Here is a 1,386-nt window from a genome sequence, read left to right as displayed (position 1 = left end):
CCATTGTTCTTTCGCTGGCCGCCCGACTGCAATCCGTCGCGATGGTTTGCTGCTTACCGGGCATTGCATGACGCCGGTTGGACGCCGCGGACGCATCGCCTTGCCCTCCTTCGGCGGAGCCATGACACAGGGATTCCGTCCGCATGCGGGCGCCACTGCCCGCTAGCTTTTGTCGTCTGACGCCTCACGCACGCGCATGAGCCAGTCGGCGGCAAGGGCTCGCACGAGGTTGGGTTGCTCATGGATCAAGGCGTGGCCGGCGCGGTCGAGTACGGCCAACGTAGCGCGTGGGTAGTGCAGGATCAGCTCCGACGGTCCTGTGTGCCCGGCGGTGGCATCCTGTCGCCCGGCAACGACCAACACCGGATGAGGATAGGCTTTCGCGGCTTCCGGCCGATCCCGCAACTCCCAGTGCGAAAAGATCCGCATCAGGCTCGACTCGTCAGCCAGGGACGTTGCGGGAGCCACATACTCCTGGAACCGACGCAGCGTTTCAGGCGTCTGCACAACGAAGTAGCTGCGGTAAGTAGCCTCGAGATCCGAGCCGAGTGCACCGGTCAGATCGACCGACGAAACAAGGACCTCGTGCTGAGGCACGTCGCGCGTCTGTTGGCCAACAGGGCAGATTAGCGCCAGCCCGACGGCCTGATCAGGTCGCAGACTCGCAATCGCACGGGCCAGGTAGCCGCCGTAGGACTGACCCACGATAAGAAACGGTTCATCACCAATAGTGCTGGCGATAAGGCCGAGCAGAATGTCCACGACGTCGTCATTGCTCGTGATCGTCTCAGGCGCCGGGGTCCGGCCCATCCCGGGCAGGTCCGGATACAGGCGCCGGTAGCCAGGCACGTCGTCGAAAATCGGTTCAAGGGCACCGGCGATTTCGCGATGATCCACACCGGCGCCGTGCAGAGCGAGAACCGGCGTGCCACTGCCGTACTCGGCGTAATGCACAGAAACTCCGCTAACCGTGGTCTCCATCACGCTATGGTAAAACGCGTTGCGACGATACCCGCCATCATCGACGGCACCTGAGACCGCTCCAGATAAAGCTGCGCTGTGGTGGGAGGATGATCTGATGACGCCAAGTGTGGACGTATTTCTGCGGGGGCCCCGGGGGCGCCGTCTGTGCCTCGAACTGGCGATGCAGCTGGATCCGGAGGTCAAAACGGCGGCCTTCTGGTTGGGATACGAACTTGATAGTGGACCGGGGACCTCGCGGGTCCTGCTGAGCGCTGCTGCCTCCGGGGAGACCGCGATGCCGGCCTTTGCCGCGTCACCAGAACAGCTGGCTGCCAGGCTCGCCTCACTGGATTTTACCGACCTTGACAGCGACCTGGTGCAGGCGGCCCTCGAGCGGTCCGTGGACGCTGCAAGGTACTGGCA

General features: G+C 63.6%; 1 protein-coding gene and 1 pseudogene. One reads left to right on the top strand and one right to left on the bottom strand.

All coding sequences use genetic code 11. The features are described from left to right. Positions 1–162 precede the first annotated feature (162 nt). Complete coding sequence (locus tag LQV45_RS32610) at positions 163–981, bottom strand: alpha/beta fold hydrolase (RefSeq protein ID WP_230011720.1); 819 nt, start codon at positions 979–981, stop codon at positions 163–165. A gap of 97 nt (positions 982–1,078) precedes the next feature. Here LQV45_RS32610 and LQV45_RS32605 point away from each other — a divergent pair. Next, positions 1,079–1,386 (top strand): annotated as a pseudogene (locus LQV45_RS32605) (hypothetical protein); the annotation flags it as partial.

Source organism: Microbacterium sp. Bi128 (assembly GCF_918698205.1).
Note: the sequence above shows the minus strand (reverse complement) of the source record. Positions and strands in the feature narration are given on the sequence as shown.